General features: G+C 74.6%; 14 protein-coding genes. 12 read left to right on the forward strand and 2 right to left on the reverse strand.

Annotated features, from left to right (window positions below; all coding sequences use genetic code 11):
* Window positions 1-135: 135 nt before the first annotated feature.
* The 5 genes from AR3_RS01665 to AR3_RS01685 all read left to right on the forward strand — a co-directional run bounded on the left by AR3_RS01665 (window position 136) and on the right by AR3_RS01685 (window position 7747).
* The gene (locus AR3_RS01665) at window positions 136-1383 is read left to right on the forward strand and encodes a hypothetical protein (RefSeq protein ID WP_067907226.1); all 1248 of its coding nucleotides are present in this window, start codon (window positions 136-138) and stop codon (window positions 1381-1383) included.
* Window positions 1380-3896, forward strand: coding sequence for a serine/threonine-protein kinase (locus AR3_RS01670; protein WP_083950840.1), 2517 nt, complete (start codon window positions 1380-1382; stop codon window positions 3894-3896). The genes AR3_RS01665 and AR3_RS01670 overlap by 4 nt, the downstream gene beginning before the upstream one ends.
* Before the next feature lie 124 nt (window positions 3897-4020).
* Complete coding sequence (locus AR3_RS01675) at window positions 4021-5355, forward strand: VWA domain-containing protein (RefSeq protein WP_067907228.1); 1335 nt, start codon at window positions 4021-4023, stop codon at window positions 5353-5355.
* Window positions 5352-6887 (forward strand): GlnX family signal transduction membrane protein, encoded by a 1536-nt coding sequence (locus AR3_RS01680; protein WP_169803771.1) that lies wholly within the window; start codon window positions 5352-5354, stop codon window positions 6885-6887. Before AR3_RS01675 ends, AR3_RS01680 begins: the two co-directional genes overlap by 4 nt.
* Before the next feature lie 26 nt (window positions 6888-6913).
* Complete coding sequence (locus AR3_RS01685) at window positions 6914-7747, forward strand: glutamate ABC transporter substrate-binding protein (RefSeq protein WP_067907230.1); 834 nt, start codon at window positions 6914-6916, stop codon at window positions 7745-7747.
* Window positions 7748-7822: 75 nt separating this feature from the next.
* On the opposite strand, the gene AR3_RS01690 is transcribed toward AR3_RS01685, so the two are convergent.
* Complete coding sequence (locus AR3_RS01690) at window positions 7823-8194, reverse strand: STAS domain-containing protein (protein WP_227023301.1); 372 nt, start codon at window positions 8192-8194, stop codon at window positions 7823-7825.
* 378 nt (window positions 8195-8572) lie between these two features.
* Here AR3_RS01690 and AR3_RS01695 point away from each other — a divergent pair, with 378 nt between their 5' ends.
* The 7 genes from AR3_RS01695 (at window position 8573) to hisC (ending at window position 14423) form a co-directional block, all read left to right on the forward strand.
* On the forward strand, window positions 8573-9244 hold the full coding sequence (locus AR3_RS01695) for a lysophospholipid acyltransferase family protein (RefSeq protein WP_067907234.1): 672 nt from the start codon (window positions 8573-8575) through the stop codon (window positions 9242-9244).
* Window positions 9245-9313: 69 nt separating this feature from the next.
* Entirely contained in the window at window positions 9314-10021 is a 708-nt protein-coding gene (locus tag AR3_RS01700; protein WP_067907236.1) for a hypothetical protein, read from the forward strand.
* Between the two features lie 187 nt (window positions 10022-10208).
* On the forward strand, window positions 10209-10412 hold the full coding sequence (locus tag AR3_RS01705) for an NfeD C-terminal domain-containing protein (protein ID WP_067907238.1): 204 nt from the start codon (window positions 10209-10211) through the stop codon (window positions 10410-10412).
* Window positions 10413-10595: 183 nt separating this feature from the next.
* On the forward strand, window positions 10596-11954 hold the full coding sequence (locus AR3_RS01710) for an SPFH domain-containing protein (protein WP_106259033.1): 1359 nt from the start codon (window positions 10596-10598) through the stop codon (window positions 11952-11954).
* A 125-nt stretch (window positions 11955-12079) separates the two neighbouring features.
* A complete protein-coding gene (locus AR3_RS01715) occupies window positions 12080-12790 on the forward strand; it encodes an NUDIX hydrolase (RefSeq protein ID WP_067907325.1) in 711 nt (236 codons plus the stop codon).
* Window positions 12791-12981: 191 nt separating this feature from the next.
* On the forward strand, window positions 12982-13275 hold the full coding sequence (locus tag AR3_RS01720; RefSeq protein ID WP_067907240.1) for a DUF6401 family natural product biosynthesis protein: 294 nt from the start codon (window positions 12982-12984) through the stop codon (window positions 13273-13275).
* Window positions 13276-13343: 68 nt separating this feature from the next.
* The gene (gene hisC / locus AR3_RS01725) at window positions 13344-14423 is read left to right on the forward strand and encodes a histidinol-phosphate transaminase (RefSeq protein WP_067907242.1); all 1080 of its coding nucleotides are present in this window, start codon (window positions 13344-13346) and stop codon (window positions 14421-14423) included.
* Window positions 14424-14703: 280 nt separating this feature from the next.
* On the opposite strand, the gene AR3_RS01730 is transcribed toward hisC, so the two are convergent.
* The gene (locus tag AR3_RS01730; protein WP_067907328.1) at window positions 14704-15972 is read right to left on the reverse strand and encodes a transcriptional regulator; all 1269 of its coding nucleotides are present in this window, start codon (window positions 15970-15972) and stop codon (window positions 14704-14706) included.
* Window positions 15973-16528 lie beyond the last annotated feature (556 nt).

The raw sequence follows: 16528 nt of genomic DNA on the forward strand, positions 1-16528 counted from the left end.
CACTGAATGATGAACGCCTGCCGGATTCTTGACGTTGAGGGCGGTTGACGCTCCCCGGCCGCCCACGGGGGATCGACGGGGGGACGACGGAGCCCGGCGGGCGGCGGGGCCCGCCGGATCGAGCGCGGAGCGGACGTGAACGAGAGCGGGGCCGGGGCGGCCGCGCCCATGAGCCGTGAGGGCGTCGACCATGCCCTGCGCGCCCTGCGCGAGGAGCACGAACGCATCGCCGACTCCCTGCTCGCGCTGGAGGACCACCAGGGGTTCCGGCTGCTCAAGGGCGCGACGCTGGCGGGCGAGACCTGGCGGCGCTGGGACGCGGCGCGGCGCGGCCTCGAACGGATGTGGCTGCTGTTCGACGCCTGCCGGCGGGTGGCGGAGGAGGCCGGGCGGCTGCGGGCCAGGCGGAGCCGTCCCGACCACGAGACGCTGGTGGAACTGAGCGCGCTGCTGTCGGGCCCGTCGGTGGACGCGCCCGAGGCCGAGATCCCGCTGGAGCGGCGCACCCTGCTCGGCCCCGACCGGCGGCGGCTCACGCTCGACGAGGCCGTCGCCGAGATGTCCGCGACGTTCGACCGGGTGGTCGAGGTGGTCGCCGCGGCCGACGCGGCGTGGACGGCGCTGCTGGCCCCGCTGGACGAGCTGGAGGACCGGTGGCGGGAGGCGGCCCGGCTGGCGCAGGAGCTGGACGGCGCGCGGCACCCCGAGGTCGACCGGCTGGGCCGGGAACTGACCGCGTACGGGCGGCTCGTCCGCGGCGACCCGCTGTCGCTGGTGCGGGACGGACGGCCCGACACGTCCCGCCTCGACCGGCTCCGCGCCTCCCTGGACGCGCTGCGCGGGTCGCTCGCCGAGGCGGTGCGGCTCAAGCGGGATTACGAGCGGCGCGTCGCGGACCTGCGCGCGTCCGTCGACGGCGTCGCCGAGGCCGAGCGGCTGGCCGCCCGCGCCCGCGCGGAGGCGCTCGCCAAGATCGCCTCCCCCGCCCCGCCCGACCCGGGCCCGTCGCGGGCCGCGGCGCTGCGCGACCAAGTGGCGGCGCTGGAGGGGCTGCGCCGCGCGGGCCGCTGGACCGAGCTGGCCGGACGGGTCGCGGAACTGGACGCCGCCGCCCGCCGCGCCCTCCAGGAGGCCCGCGACGAGCGGGGCCTCAGCACCGGCCTGCTGGACCGGCGCGACGAGCTGCGCGGGCGCCTGGAGGCGTACCGGGCCAAGGCCGCGCGGCTGGGCCTCGCCGAGGACGAACGGCTCACCGCTCTCTACGAGCGGGCCCGTGACCTGTTGTGGTCAGCCCCCTGCGACCTGCGACGGGCGACGATGGCGGTGGCGGATTATCGGCGTGCGGTCAGAGCGTGCGGGAGCGAGACGGGGACGGGGCGATGACGCGGTGCACCCAGCCCGGCTGCTCGGGCACCGTCGGAGAGGACGGCTTCTGCGACGAGTGCGGCCTGGCCCCGCCCGTCGGCCTCCCCTCTGGTGAGGCCGCACCCGCTGGAGCGGCCGCGGCCGCAGGGGGCGCGGCATCCGGCGGAGAGGCCGCGCCAGGCGACGGCGCCGTGCGGGCGCCGTCCGCGGCCGCGCCGAAGGCCGCGTCCGCCGCGATCCCGGCACCGAGGGCCGGTTCGGGAGGCTCCCCCGGCGGCTTACCGGACGGCGCAGCCGGAGCCGCCACGATGGCGCCCGACGGGCCGTCTCCCGCAGGCGCCGGTCCGCCCCCGCCGCGGGCGGGCTCGCAGCCGTCCGGGGCGGCGGGCCGGGCGGGCTCCGGGTCGTCCAGCGGGGGACGGACGCTGTGGCGGGGGTCGCCGGGGTCCGGGGGCAGCGGCGGCTCGGCCCGGCGCGGCACGCTGGGCGCCGGGCTCGTGGACGTGCCGCCCGTCCCCTACCGGGACCCCGCGTCGGCGATCCTGCAGGACCCGCAGGTGCCGGAGAAGCGCCGGTTCTGCAGCCGCTGCGGCGAACCCGTCGGCCGCAGCCGCGACGGGCGTCCGGGCCGCACCAAGGGGTTCTGCCGCAAATGCGGGCACCCCTTCTCGTTCACGCCCAAGCTGAAGCCCGGCGACATGGTCGGCGGGCAGTACGAGGTGCTCGGCTGCCTCGCCCACGGCGGGCTCGGCTGGATCTACCTGGCCCGCGACCACAACGTCAACGGCCGCTGGGTGGTGCTCAAGGGCCTGCTGGACACCGGCGACGCCGACGCGCTGGCCGCGGCCGCCGCCGAGCGCTCGTTCCTGGCCGAGGTCGAGCACCCCAACATCGTCAAGATCTACAACTTCGTGCGGCACGGCGACTCCGGCTACATCGTCATGGAGTACGTCGGCGGCCAGTCCCTCAAGGACATCCTGCTGGAGCGCCGCGAGCGGGAGGGCGAGGACGCGGCGCTGCCGCTGCCGCAGGTGCTCGCCTACGGCCTGGAGGTGCTGCGCGCCCTCGGCTACCTGCACGGCGTCGGCCTGCTGTACTGCGACTTCAAGCCCGACAACGCGATCCAGTCGGAGGAGCAGCTCAAGCTGATCGACCTCGGCGGGGTGCGGCGGGTCTTCGACGTCGACAGCCCGATCTTCGGCACGCCCGGCTACCAGGCCCCCGAGATCGCCGCCTTCGGCCCGTCCGTCACCTCCGACCTGTACACCGTCGGCCGGACGCTGGCCGTGCTGAGCTTCCCGTTCCGCGGCTACACCCGCAAGCACCTGCGGAGCCTGCCGCCCCGCGACGAGGTGCCGCTGCTGCGGCGGCACGAGTCCTACTACCGGCTGCTGCGCCGCGCCACCCACCCGGACCCGGAGGCCCGTTTCCAGAGCGCCGCCGAGATGGCCGAGCAGCTCACCGGCGTGCTCCGCGAGGTGCTGGCCGCCGAGGACGGCACGGCGCGTCCGGCCGCCTCCACGCTGTTCGGGCCGGAACGCGACGCCGCCGGAACGGAGATCGCCCACGTCGGGGACGGCGGGCCGGTTGCCGCCGGCGGGCGGGCGGGAGCGCCGGTCGTGCTGGCCCCGCTCGACCCCGCCGAGGCCGTCGCCGCGCTGCCGGTTCCGCGGGTGGCCGACGACGATCCGGCGTCGGCGTTCCTGGCCGGGCTCACCTCCCGCGACCCGGACTCCCTGGCCTCCGCGCTGGCCGCCTCCCCGCTGTCGTCGGTGGAGGTCGACCTGGCCCTGGCGCGGGTGCGGATCGAGCGCCGCGACCTGACCGCCGCGGCGGGCATGCTGGAGCGCGTCGCCGACCGCCACCCCGACGACTGGCGCGTCGACTGGTACCGCGGGGCGCTCGCGCTGGCGGACGGCCGCTGGGCGGAGGCCCGCCGGATCTTCGACGAGCTGTACGACCTGATGCCCGGGGAGATCGCGCCCAAGCTGGCGCTGGCGTTCTGCGAGGAGGGCGACGGCCGCTGGGAGTCCGCCGCCCGCTTCTACGAGACGGTCTGGCGCACCGACCCGACGTACGTCAGCGCCGCGTTCGGGCTGGCCCGCGTGCGGCTGGCCGTCGGCGACCGGGCGGGCGCGGAACGCGTCCTGGACTCGGTGCCCCCCGTGTCGAGCCACTACCTGGCCGCGCAGCTGGCGGCCGTGGCGACCGCGGTGCGCGGGCGGCGCGCCGAGGAACTGGACGCCGGCGTCCTCACCGGGGCGGCGCGCCGCCTGGAGAGGCTGCGGCTGGACGTCGAGCGGCACGCCAGGTTCGCCGCCGAGGTGCTGGAAGCGGCGCTGACCTGGGTGCGCGCGGCCGCCCCCGGCGACCCGGCCGGCGAGGTGTTCGGCACCCCGCTGGAGGAGCGCCGGCTGCGGCGGCGGCTGGAGCAGACCTACCGCACGCTGGCCAAGCTGGCGGGCCGCGCCGAGGACCGGCACGCGCTGGTACGGCGGGCCAACGCCGTCCGACCGCTGACCCTGTTGTGACGCCGTGCCGAGTTGCGACGCCGTGCCGAGTTGCGACGCCGTGCCGAGGGACGCGGGCGGACGGACGGGCGTCGGGCCGGACGACGCGCCGCACCCCCGACCGCACGGACCAGGGAGCAGTCACATGAGCGACCTTCCCGAGTTCACGATCAAAGTCGACCAGAACCCCTACCTGCCCGAGGGCGGCCGGGAGATGCACGCCATCGTGACCGTGGCGGCCGCCGGGGGCTCCGCCGCGGCGGGCCCGTCCCCCGCCGCGGAGATCATCATCGTGGACACCTCGGGGTCGATGTCGTTCCGCAACAAGATCGCCGCCGCCAAGCGCGCCGCCCGCGCCGCGCTCGACGTGCTGCGCGACGACGTGCGCTTCGCCGTGATCGCGGGCGCCAACGGGCCGCGCATGATCTACCCGCGCGGGGAGGGGCTGGCGCGCATGACGGCGGAGACGCGGGCGCAGGCGCAGGCCGCGGTCGACCGGCTCGACGCCGCCGGCGGCACCGCCATCGGCTCCTGGCTGACCATGGCCGGACGGCTGTTCGCCGACCACGCCGACCCGGGCGCGGTCCGGCACGCGATCCTGCTCACCGACGGCAAGAACCAGCACGAGTCGGCGCGGGAGCTCGACGCGGCGCTCGAGCGGTGCGCGGGCGCTTTCGTGTGCGACGCGCGCGGCGTCGGCACCGACTGGGAGCCCGCGGAGCTCCGCAAGATCACCTCGGCGCTGCTCGGCACGTTCCTGGACGTGCCCGACCCCGACGCCCTGGAGGACCACTTCCGCGAGATGACCGAGGCCGCCATGCGCAAGCAGGTGGCCGACGTGGCGCTGCGCGTCTGGACGCCGCGCCGGGCCAGGCTGCGGTTCCTGAAGCAGATGGTGCCGACCGTGGTGGATCTGACCGGCCGCCGCGTGGAGTCCGGGACGCAGACCGGCGACTACCCGCTCGGCGCGTGGGGCGACGAGGAACGCGAGTACCACCTGTGCGTCGAGGTGCCGCCCGCCGACGTCGGACGGCAGATGCGCGCCGCCTGGGTCAAGGTCGTCGCGCCCGGCCCGGAGCCGGACGCGCCCGTCCGGGAGCTGGCCGCGGGCAACGTCCTCGCCGAATGGACCGACGACGAGGCCAGGGCCACGCGCATCAACGCCCGCGTGGCGCACCACACCGGGCAGCGGGAGCTCGCGGAGGCGATCCAAGAGGGCCTGGAGGCCCGCCGCCGGGGCGACGAGGACACCGCCACCGCCCGCCTGGGACGCGCCGTCGTGCTCGCCCGCGCGGTCGGCAACGAGCAGATCGCCGGGCTGCTGGACAGGGTGGTGGAGGTCCTCGATCCGGCGACCGGGACCGTCCGGCTGCGGAAGGACATCTCCAAAGAGGACGAGCTGTCTTTGGACACCCGTTCCGTCCGGACCGTGCGGACGAGGCAGGCCCCCGAAGCCGCGCCAGGGGAAGGGCTGTCATGACGCCCCCCGCGACCAGTCCCCCGGCCGCGCCGGACCCGTCGTCGAGCGGACCGCCCGCGCCGCCGCCGCTCGCCGCTCAGGCGCCCGCCGTCCGCCGGGCGCGCACCCGGCGGCGGTTCCGGCGGGTCGGTCTGCGCACGGTGCCCGGCTGGATCCGGATCGGCACGGCCGCGACGCTCGCCGCCGTCGTCCTGCTGGTGGCCGCGACGATGGCCGCGGTCGGCGACGCGCGGGAGGGCATGCGGACCGTCGGCCACGACGCCGGCCGGCAGGTCATGGCGACCGGCACGCTGTACTTCGCGCTCAGCGACATGGACGCGCAGGTCGCCGACATCCTGCTCATCGGGCGCGAGCACGACCTCGGCATCGGCCGCGCCGAGTCGCTGCGCCGCTACGAACGGCGCCGCGCCGAGGCGAACCGGGCCGCGGTGGAGGCCGCGCAGATCGCCGGACGCGACGAGGCCCGCCGCCGCACCGTCCGCGAGGTGCTCGACGGGCTCGGCAGCTACGAACGGCTCGTCGGCGAGGCCATGCTGCTCGACCGCCAGTCCGACCACCCGGCCGGGGAGCTGCCGCCGAACGTCGTCGAGACCTACCGGAAGGCCACCGACCTGATGAAGCTGGAGCTGCTGCCCCGGGCGTACAACCTCACGCTCGACAGCGGCGCCACCGTCCGGCGGTCCTACGAGACCGACCGCGCCGCCGTGCTGGCCGGGCGGCTGCGGGTCGGGCTGACCGGCGCCCTCGCGCTCGTCCTGCTGATCGGCCTGCAGGTCTACCTCGCCGCGCGGTTCCGGCGGCTGGTCAACCCGGCGCTGGCGCTGGCGACCCTCGGCGCCCTCGCCGTCGCGGTGCTGGGCGTAGGCATGCTGTCGGCGCAGGCCGGGCACCTGAAACGGGCCAAGGAGCAGGGGTTCGACTCCATCCTCGCGCTCAACCGCGCCCGCGCCATCAGCCACAGCGCGTTCGCCGACGAGAGCCGCTACCTGCTCGACCCGGGCCGCGCCGACACCTACGAGCAGACTTTCCTCGACAAGGCGCTGTCGGTGCTGTACGTCGACCCCGGCGAGCGGCCGCTCAACCTGGAGACGTACTACGACCTGCTGCCCGGCGCCGTGCGCAGCTACGAACGCGCCCCCGGCGGCCCGCCGGTGGAGGTGCTGGGCCTGCTCGGCGAGGAGAAGGGCAACAGCCTCGGCCCGTCCGAGCGGAGCAGGCTGCACGCGACCGTGCAGGCGTACCAGCGGGTCCTCGACAACGACCGGCGCATGCGCGAGCTGGCCGTCCGGGGCGACCGGCGCGCCGCGATCGAGCTGCGCATGGACCGCGCGTCCGGCGCCGTCGCCGCGTTCGACGCCTACGACCGGCGGCTCGCGCTGCTGATCCAGGCGCACCAGGACGCGTTCGACCGGGCCGTGCGGGCCGGCGACGACGGGCTGGCCGGCTGGGACGCGCTGCCGACCGCCGCCGCGCTCGCCGTCGCCGCCCTCGTCCTGGCCGGCGTCCGTCCCCGCCTGGCCGAGTTCCGCTGAGACCGGCTGACCGGAGGTCGACAGTCATGCACAACCCGCGCCTCGCGCGAAGGGGCCTCGCCCTGGCCGCCGCGGCCGCCGCCGTCGCCGCCGCGGCCGGGTGCGCGGTGGAGCCGGACACCGGCAGCGTCGTGGACGCGCGCTCGCTGACCATCGGGGTCAAGGCCGACCAGCCGGGCCTCGGGCTGCGCCGCCCCGACGGCCGCTACGAGGGCTTCGACGTGGACGTGGCCACCTACCTGGCCGGACGGCTCGGCGTGCCGCCCGAGCGGATCCGCTTCCGCACCACCCCGTCCTCGGTCCGCGAGAAGGCGCTGCGGGAGGGGACGGTCGACATGGTGGTGGCGTCCTACTCCATCACCGCCAAGCGCAAGACCCAGGTCACCTTCGCCGGGCCGTACTACGTGCCGCACCAGGACACCCTCGTCCGCGCCGACGACGACTCCATCCGCGGCGTGCGCGACCTGGAGGGCAAGCGGCTCTGCCAGGTGACCGGCTCGAACTCCTGGCGGCGCGTCACCGAGGAGCGCAAGATCGCCGCGCGGCTGGTCGAGGCCCCCACCTACAGCGCGTGCATGGACCTGCTCGCCGCGTCGAAGATCGACGCGGTCTCCACCGACGACCTGATCCTGGCGGGCTTCGCCGCGGGCCGCCCCGTGAAGATCATCAACGCGCCGTTCACCGACGAGAAGTACGGCGTCGGCCTGCACAAGGGCGACCTGGCCGGCTGCGAGGCCCTCAACCGGGCCATCACCGCCATGTACCAGGACGGCACCGCCGCCAGGCTGCTGGACAAGTGGTTCGGCGAGTCGGGCTTGAAGCTGACGACCAGCGTTCCCCAGTTCGAGGGCTGCTCCTGATCCGCCGACAGGTCCGTGCGGTCGGGCGGACGGCGTGCGGCAACGGAGGCGCGGCTCAGGGGACGCGGGCGCGTCTCAGGACGGAGTGGTGGACGACAGGGCGCCGAGGGCCTCCCGCAGGGTGTCGTAGGTGGGGACGAACTCGTCGACCCCGGTGATCCGGAACACGCGCCGGACCCGGGGCGGCAGCGCGACCAGCGCGATCGGCACGCCGCGTTCGATGGCGCGGCGGTTGGCCGCGACCACCGCGTTCAGACCGGTGGAGTCGCAGAAGGTCACCTGCCGCATGTCGACGATCATCGGGCCGCCCGTGTCGATGACCTCGAACATGGCTTGCTCGAAGCGCGGCCGGGTGACCACGTCGATCTCTCCGCGCACCCGCACCAGGGTGCAGCGGTCGTGATGCATCAGGTGCACGTCGAAGTCCATGGGCAACCTCTCGTTCACCGCCCGGAAGAGGTTCCGTCCCCTGCCCGTCGTCCCTCAGCATCGCGCAACCGCGGCCCCGAACCAAGGGGGCGGACGGACGGATCGCCCCGCCCGCGCGCGCCGCCGGCCCCGCGGATCGCGCGCCGAGAGGAGCGCGGAACGGCTACTCATTGGAAACTTACCCAATGGTAGGAAATGGCGGGCCGTGTCCCGAGGCGCCCTATATCAAAGCCATGCACCGGTTCGCTCAGGAGAGATGATATATATCACCGATCAGCGGCTTGACCTGCGACGCGGCCATTCGGGGGAGGTTGTCGACGGGCAAACCGCGGCCCCAAACCCGGGCCCGGTTCGGCGCGCGGGTTACAGTAGCGGTGCCGAATTTGGGGAGGCTGGGTGTTCTACACTTTCTTGTCGCGCGTGGTCGCACCGATCCTTCGCCTGCTATTCCGCCCGCAGGTCGAGGGCGTCGAGAACGTGCCGAACTACGGTCCGCTGATCGTGGCCAGCAACCACCTGTCGTTCATCGACAGCTTCATCATCCCCTTGGCCATCCCCCGGCCGGTGACCTACATCGCCAAGGCCGACTACTTCGAGGGCCGCGGCCTCAAAGGCCGGTTCGTCCGCTGGTTCCTCACCACGCTCGGGCACATCCCGGTCAAGCGCGGCGCCCGGCGCGCCGCGATGGGCGCGCTGGAGCAGGGCGTGGAGGTGCTCGCCAACAGCGGCGCATTCGCCATCTACCCCGAGGGCACCCGGTCCCCGGACGGGCGGCTCTACCGGGGCCGCACCGGGGTCGGCTGGCTGGTGCTGGCCTCCGGCGCCCGCGTGCTGCCGGTCGGGGTGACCGGCACCGACAAGATCCAGCCGCTCGGCGCGTCCTTCCCGCGCATCTTCGGGCCGCGCCCCACCGTGCGCATCGGCCAGCCCATGGACTTCTCCCAGTACCGCGACCTGCCGCCCGCCCGGGCCCGGCGCGTCATCACCGACGAGATCGTCGCGACGATCCAGAAGCTGTCCGGGCAGGAGTACGCCGGCGTGTACAACGAGCGCGCCGACCAGCGCTGACGGCCGGTACCGGCCGGGCGGCGTGTCGTCCCGGGCGGCCCGCCCCGGGCGCCCCCTAAGGTCGCCCCCATGGCGCAGCACAGGCTCTTCCCGGTGGCGGTGCTCGCGGCAACGCTGGCGGCGGCGCTGGCGTCCTGCGCGGGCGACGAAGGGGACGCCCGGCCCGTCCGGGCGACCGACCGGGCCGCGCCCGTCGGCACCGGCTACACCTCCGACCAGCTCGAACAGGCCCTGCTGTTCGAGATCTCCGGCTACCAGCGGGCCGGTGAGCCCGACTCCGGCGAGTACGGCTCGCTCAAGGCCATCCAGAACTTCGACCAGCTCCAGGACCAGGTCGTCCTGGACAAGCCGCGCTGCGCCAAGGCGGCCCGCCCCGGCGCGGAGATCGACCGCAGCACCCCGACCGCCATCGCGACCTTCACCCGCGGCAACGGCCTGACGGCGACCGAGACGCTCATGGCGGTCGGCGCGGCCACCGCCGACAAGCACATCAGGGCGCGGGTGCCGGAGGGCTGCCTGACGTTCCGCACCCGCGTGGGCTCGCAGTGGTCCGAGCACCGCGTCGTCGAGACCCCGCCCGGCACGCTCGGCGAGGGGTCGCGGACCGTGGGCGTGACGACGACCAGCGGCGCGTCCCACACCAAGACCTGGTACGTGGTCCTGCGCGGCCGCCACTTCCTCGCGACCATCAGCCTGCACGGGCCGGGCGCCACCCGCGCCGAAGCCGAGCTGCTGGCCACCCAGGCCTACGACCAGGCCCGCCGCATCCTGCGCTGACCCGTCGCCGCGGGCGCCGCGCACGCGCGCGGCGGAGCAGGAGGAGGCGCAGTCGCGGCGGGACGGGAGGAGCGGCTACCGTTCCCCTACACGATGTCGGGCCCGCGGCGGCCCCGGCCGGGACGGGCCGGGCGCGGCGGCGTCCGCGCGTGCCGACTCCGGAGAACGAAGAGGAGCGGGGGAGCGCTTGATCGGCAAGGAGGGCCGGGTCACCGGCAAGATCGGCCCCGGTCTGGTCGGGGAGGTGATGATCCCCGTCCGCGGCGGGGTGGAGGCGTTCTACGCCCATCCGGTCGATCCCCGCGAGGAGATCCCGGTGGGGAGCATCGTGGTCGTCGTCGAGTACCACCCGCCCCGCACCGTCTACGTCGCCCCCGCCCTGTCGTCCTGACGCCGCCGCGCGCCGCGGCCCGGCGCCGCGGACGAACGCGGGGCGCCGCGCCGCCCCGCCGGCCTGGCCGTTCACGGCCGTTCTCGGCCGTTTTCACCGGACGACAGAACCGAACGGGCCGTCACCGCGTCTATGAGGCGAGTCGGTGAGGCGTCGGGGGTTGGAGGACCGGTAGGAGGCCGCATGTCCCTAGCAATAGCCGCCGCGGTCGTCGTCGCGCTGATCGTGCTGATCATCCTCTTCAAGATGGTCTGGCGCGTCGCCGAACCGAACGAGGCGCTGATCATTTCCGGGCTCGGCGCGCGGTCCAAGCCGATCGACGGCGTGGACAGCCTGGGCTTCAAGATCGTGACGGGCAAGGGCACCGCGGTGCTGCCCGGGTTCCAGGTGGCGCGGCGGCTGCGGCTGGACAGCCGGGCCGCCAACCTGGAGGTCAACTGCGTCACCCAGCAGGGCATCCCGGTGCGGGTGCGCGGCGTGGTGATCTACAAGGTGGGCGACGACTTCGTGTCCATCGCCAACGCCGCCCGCCGGTTCCTGGAGCAGCAGGCCTCCATGGACGGCGCCATCCACGAGCTGTTCACCGGCCACCTGCGGTCGATCATCGGCAACCTGACCGTGGAGGACCTGATCCTCAACCGGGAGCGGCTGACCAGCGAGACGCGCAGCTCGGCCGCCGACGAGATGAGCAAGCTGGGCCTGGTCGTCGACTCGCTGCAGATCCAGGAGATCGACGACGAGACCGGCTACATCACCAACCTGGGCCGTCCGCACGCCGCCCGGGTGGCGTCCGCCGCCCGCATCGCCGAGGCCGAGCGCGACCAGGAGGCCACCGAGCGCGAGCAGGAGGCCGAGCGGCAGAAGGCCGCGGTGATCCGGGACACCGAGATCAAGAAGGCCGAGTACGAGGGCCAGGTCCGCCAGGCCGAGCAGCAGGCCCGGCAGGAGGTCATCCTCAAGGAGACCCGCAACGCCGAGCTGGAGGCCGAGCGCACCGAGAAGCGGCTGGAGAGCGAGATCCGCAAGCCCGCCGACGCCCGCGCCTACGAGCGGGTCAAGCTGGCCGAGGCCGAGCGGGAGGAGCGCATCCGCCTCGCCGAGGCGCAGGCCAAGGAGATCCAGCTCAAGGCGCAGCGGGAGGCCGAGGCCACCCGCATCCTCGGCGAGGCGCAGGCCGATGCGATCCGGCAGAAGGGTCTGGCCGAGGCCGAGGCGATCAAGGCGCGGGCCGCGGCGCTGGCCGAGAACCAGGAGGCCGTCATCGCCCAGCAGCTCGCCGAGAACTGGCCGCAGATCGTCGAGGCGGCCGCCAAGGTGTTCGGCAACGTCGACAACATGGTGGTGCTGAACGGCGCCCAGGGCGTGGAGGACATGCTGGCCAAGGCGCTCACCTTGGGCGGCACCGGGCTCGGCCTGGCGCGCCAGCTGCTCGCCGGGATGAACGGCGGCCTCGCCCCCGACGGCCGGACGACCCCGTCCGGCGTCCCGGCCGCGGCGGCCGACGGCGCGCGGGACGACCGGCCCGTCGGCCAGGACGGCTGACGAGTTCTCCGAGGCCCCTCCGGGAGGCGCCCGCGCGCGGCGGGCCGCCTCCCGGAGGGGCTTTCGTCCGGACCGCCCGCCCGAGCGGCGGCCAGTGCGCACCGTCAGCCGGTAACGTTCATGACATGACCGTGCCCCGGCTCGCCGTCACCGTCGACCTCGTCGTGCTCACCGTCCGCGGGCACCGGCTGTGCGCGCTGATGTGGCGGCGCGACCGCGACCCGTACAACGGCTGCTGGTCGCTGCCCGGCGGGTTCATCCAACTCGACGAGGACCTGCCGGTCGCCGCGGCGCGGCTGATGGCCGAACGCGCCGGGCTCGCCGACGTGCGCATCCACCTCGAGCAGCTGGCCACCTACGGCTACCCCGACCGCGACCCGCGCCAGCGCGTGGTCAGCGTCGCCTACCTGGGCCTGGCCCCCGACCTGCCCGCCTCCAGCCGCGCCCAGGTGCTGTGGACGCCGGTGGACGATCTGATCCACCGCGACCGGGCCGCCTTCGACCACCGCCGCATCCTCACCGACGGCGTGGAGCGGGCCCGCGCCAAGCTGGAGTACACCTCGCTGGCCGCCGCGTTCTGCCCGCCCGAGTTCACCGTGGCCGAGCTGCGCCGCGTCTACGAGATCGTGTGGGGCTGCCCGCTCGACCCGCGGAACTTCCACCGCAAGGTGACCGGCGCCGACCGCTTCCTGATCCCGACCGGCCGGACCACGACCCGCGACGGCGGCCGCCCCGCCCAGCTCTACCGCCGCGGCGACGCCGAACAGCTCCGCCCGCCCATGCTCCGGCCCCGCCCCGACCGCACCCCCTCCTCCAACGAGCACGCCCACACCTGACCCCGCGCCCTGCCCCGCACCGGACGCCGCGGAGACAGGGCGCCCGCACGGCGGCCGAGGGGGCTGGGAACGGCACGGCGGAGCGCGGGCGGTAGCCGCGTCCTGACCGGATGCGACGTCGCGCGGAGCGAGGCGAACGGGTTTCGGGACTGGCGACACGACCGGTCGCGCGCGTTGCTAGCTTGTCCGGCATGGATGATCTATCGGAGCGGCTGAGCCTGCTGGTCCGCGACATCGGGGAGGCGGGGGTCGCCGAGATGGCCGGCTCGCCCGCGCTGGTCGCGGCCGTGGACCAGCACGCCGCCGAGATCCGGGACATGCGCCTGGCGCCCGGACGGTCGCAGACCGAGGCGCTGCTGGGGTACCTGCACGAGTTCACCGAGGAGGTGTTCCGGCGCGGCTGGCGCCCGAACGGTACCCGGGACTGGGAGTTCGTCCGTATCGTTACGATTTGCTGGATGTTGCGACAGGCGTCCGGCTCGTAGGTCCTTCAGCGTCCGCCGGGCCGGTCCGTACCCTGGAGCCACCACCTCGACCGCTACGGAGGACAACGGTGTCCGAGGCACCCACACCGCGCTTCCGCTCCGTCCTGGACCGGTTCGTGGCCTACAAGCCCGGCAAGCGGGCCGTCTCGCCGGACGGCCGCTCGTACAAGCTGTCGTCCAACGAGTCGCCGCACGGCCCGCTGCCGTCGGTGCTGGAGGCGATCAGCCGGGCCGCCGCGAGCGTCAACCGCTACCCCGACAACGCCTGCGCCGAGCTGGTGGAGGCGATCGCCGCCCGGCACGGCGTCCCGAGCGAGCACATCGCGGTGGGCTGCGGGTCGGTCGGGGTCACCCAGATGCTGCTGGAGGCGGTCGGCGAGCCCGGCGCGGAGGTGGTGTACGCCTGGCGCTCGTTCGAGGCCTACCCGCTGCTGGTGTCGCTGTCGGGCGCCGCGTCCGTCCAGGTCCCGCTGCGGGACGAGACGCACGACCTGGCCGCGATGGCCGACGCGATCACCGAGCGGACCCGCGCGGTGTTCGTCTGCAACCCCAACAACCCCACCGGCACGGCGGTGCGGCGCGCCGAGCTGGAGGCGTTCCTCGACCGGGTGCCCGCCGACTGCCTGGTGGTGCTGGACGAGGCGTACCGCGAGTACATCCGCGACGCGGACGTGCCCGACGGCCTGACCCTGTACGGCGACCGGCCCAACGTGGCCGTCCTGCGCACGTTCTCCAAGGCCTACGGGCTGGCCGGGCTGCGCGTCGGCTACCTGGTGGCGCACCCGCAGGTGGCCGAGGCGATCCGCAAGACCTACCTGCCGTTCTGCGTCAACAGCGTCGCGCAGGCCGCCGCCGTGGCGTCGCTGGCCGCCACCGACGAGCTGCTGGCGCGCGTCGACGAGACCGTCAAGGAGCGCGAGCGCGTCCGCGACGCGCTGCTGGCCGACGGCTGGACGGTGCCGCCGACGGAGGCCAACTTCGTGTGGCTGCGGCTCGGGGAGCGCACCATGGAGTTCTCCGCGGCCTGCGAGGCGCAGGGCGTCAGCGTGCGGCCGTTCGCGGGGGAGGGCGCCCGGGTCTCGATCGGCTCCGCGGAGGAGAACGACGCCTTCCTCGCCGTCGCCCGCGCCTTCCCGCACCGCAACTGAGGCGGCCCTCCGCCTGGCCTCGTGGCTCGGCCGGCCGTGCGTCCGTCGGCCGAGCCGCCGTCGCCGCTCGAACCGTTCGCAGGGCCGCGACGTGCCGCGCCGCGACCCGAGGCGGGACGCAGGCGCGCACGACCGGCGGCGTGGCCGCCGCGGCTCGTTCCGTTGCGCGGGCTGCCGCCTGGACATGCGGCCGTCGGCGCACGTGGGACGCCGCCGCGGCGCCTGAGGCCGGGCGGTGGAACGCGCCCTCGGCCCGCCCGCGCGCGGTGCCCGCGGCGGATCAGGCGCCGGTGCCGGACCTCGGGCCCAGCTTCTCGACGATCAGCCGGTAGAGCTGGCGGGGGCGGCCGGGCTGCGGCGTCCGGTTGGGCGGCAGCGGCCAGGCCAGGCCCTCCTCGACCAGCGTGCGCAGCAGGCGCCGCGCCGTGCGCGGCGTCACGCCCAGCATCTTGCCGGCGTTCTCGGCGTCCACGATCAGCGGCTGCTCCTGGTCGCCGAGCTTGTCGGCCAGCCGCGCCAGGATCTCCAGCCCCTTGGGCTTGGCCTGCGGCTGCGCCCGCGGCGGCGTGCGCGGGGCCGGGACCAGCGCCCGGCCGTCCCGGTCGAGGGCGAACCCCTGCGTGCGCTGCGAGCTCTGCGACCGCGCCAGCGCGGCCCGCGCGTGCGTCTCGGCCTCGTGCGCGGTGCGGCCCATGCCGATGCCGACCTCGATGGCCAGCCCCAGCTCCTCGCGGACCCGCTCGACGAACGGCGGGGTGCGGAAACCCTCGGTGGTGGCGGTGACCGAGCCCCGGGTGGCGATGACCAGGTAGCTGTGGTCGTCCAGCGGCCACACCGAGGCGTTCATGCGGTGCGCCTCCTGCAGCAGCACCCGGTGCAGCGCCAGCTTCAGCTCGTCGCGCCAGTACCGCGGGGTCACCCGGCGCGGCGTCTCGCGCAGCGTCGGGACGTCCACCAGGACGACCACGAGCTGCGACTCCTCCAACCGGTGGTGGGCGCCGAGCAGCGCCGCGGTCTGCAGCGAGCTGCGGATCGCCGCGCCGGTCGGGCGCACCCGGATGGTCGGCACCCCGGCCATCTCCATCCGCTCGGCGGTGGCGTGCACGCACGTCATCGCCACCGTGGTGGCGCCGCGCCGCCACAGCCGCTCGTGGAAGGCGGCCAGCGTGCCGGGCCCGGCCGCCTCCTCGCGCAGGTGCACGCCGTCGGTGGCCAGGTTGATCTCGGCGTACGCCTCCTCGACCTCGGCCCGGCCCAGCACGTCGATGCTGACCCGGGTGGGGTCGTAGCGTTCGTCCAGCGACGCCCGCAGCAGCGCGCCCTGCAGGGCGGCGCCGTTCAGCGGGACGTACGTGGCCGGCATGGTCAGCACCCCGGCCTTGCGGGCGAAGTCATAGGGCACCGGACTGGCGAACAGGCACACGTCCACGCCCGAGCCGAGCCGGACGACCTTGTCGGCCGCCTCCTGCTCGTCCCGGTACGCGGCGGCCACCAGCCGGCTCGGCACCGGCGTCGGTCCGTGGCCCATCAGCATGACCCGCTCCACCAGGTCATGGGGGCCCACGACTCCGATCGTGAGCTCCGGTGTCGCCGAGCCCGTTCGCGCGGCGGTCATCGGCGACCGCCCGCTTCCCGCTCGGCCTCTCGGCGGGGCCCCCGCCCCGACCCTGCGTTCACGCACGCTCCGCCCAACGGTTGACTCATGGCTTGTCGCCCCTGCCTTCTGACCCTGCACCGCAGTTCCCGTGCGATTCGTTCCTCAGTGGGCAGATCGGGTCAGGGCGACGTTGTGTGACGCCCAGACGCGAAATCGAATCAAGAGTGCGGCGAAAAAGTAACCTACGCGACCCCTCAGTCAGTAATTTGTCACCAATCGGTCAGTCTTGATCCTGCATCTTCGGTCGTCCGAAGATGAAAGGCAAGACCCGAAAACACGGCAACGGCGCCGCCGTGGTGCTGATGCGCATTGAGATGACCCCTGTAGCGTGCGTTTGGTTTACGGGTCGCCCGAATTGCGCCTATCTCGCGGTGACCCTCGCCAAAAATCAAGCAAAACGTCAGCTCGGACACCCGCGGGGCGCCGATCCCGGGTCCCAGGGGGGTCT

The organism is Actinomadura rubrobrunea NBRC 15275 (assembly GCF_001552235.1).
GTDB lineage: Bacteria > Actinomycetota > Actinomycetes > Streptosporangiales > Streptosporangiaceae > Spirillospora > Spirillospora viridilutea.